The 947-nt window shown below is 63.0% G+C and carries 1 protein-coding gene and 1 pseudogene; both read left to right on the forward strand.

The annotated features are described in order from the left end of the window. Nucleotides 1–335, forward strand: a pseudogene (locus tag EN925_RS37435) (sugar ABC transporter substrate-binding protein); the annotation flags it as partial. Between the two features lie 65 nt (nucleotides 336–400). Then, on the forward strand, nucleotides 401–947 hold a 547-nt coding region (locus EN925_RS37440; RefSeq protein ID WP_206633172.1), incomplete at its 3' end, for a histidinol dehydrogenase.

The raw sequence follows: 947 nt of genomic DNA on the forward strand, positions 1-947 counted from the left end.
ACCTGAAGCCGATGAACGTCGAGTACCCGCTGCCGTGGGTGCCGGCCGATAAGGTCAAGCCCTGCAAGGGCGACACCTTCGCCGACGGCTGCAACGTCTTTCCGTCAGACAAGGTGCCGTCGTCCTTCGTCACCGAGGTCTTCAATCCCGAGCTGCTGCCGGAACTGTCGCTGCAGTCGGCGTTGGAGGGCAAGCCAACACCGGGAGCGACCATCCAACCGCTGCCGGCGGATGTAAAGAAGGCGCCCGACGCGCCCGGCATCAACTGCTCGTCCTGCAAGGCTGCGGCCGACGAATACAAGCTGACCAAGATCGAGGCGACAGTGAAGCCTTGACGATCAGCAATGCGATAGATGGACGGCGTCGTGCCGTCCATCCGACTCAAGACAAGGATGAGAACATGCCGACCTTTCTGAAGCGGGGCAGGGATCCCGAGGCTGTTGCCCAGGGCGACGCGGCCGTGCGAACGACCGTCGAAACGGTCCTCGCCGATATCGAAAAACGCGGCGACGACGCCGTCCGGGAACTGTCGGAGCGTTTCGACAAATGGTCGCCGCCGAGCTTCCGGCTGAGCGACAGCGATATAGAGCAGGCCATGTCCGAAGTCTCGGCAAGAGATCTTGAGGACATCCGCTTCGCCCAGGTGCAGGTCCGCAATTTCGCGGAAAAGCAGCGCGCCTGCCTGCAGGACCTCGAGGTGGAAACGCTGCCAGGTGTCGTCCTTGGCCACAAGAACATCCCCGTTGAGACGGCTGGCTGCTACGTGCCGGGCGGCAAATATCCAATGGTCGCTTCCGCGCATATGAGCGTGGTCACAGCGAAGGTCGCCGGCGTGAAGAAGATCGTCGCATGCGCGCCACCGTTCCAGGGCGGGCCACACCCGGCCATCGTCGCTGCCATGCACTTGGGCGGCGCCGACGAGATCTACGTTTTGGGCGGTATCCAGG

The sequence above is a fragment of the Mesorhizobium sp. M7A.F.Ca.US.006.04.2.1 genome (assembly GCF_004022915.1).
GTDB lineage: Bacteria > Pseudomonadota > Alphaproteobacteria > Rhizobiales > Rhizobiaceae > Mesorhizobium > Mesorhizobium ciceri.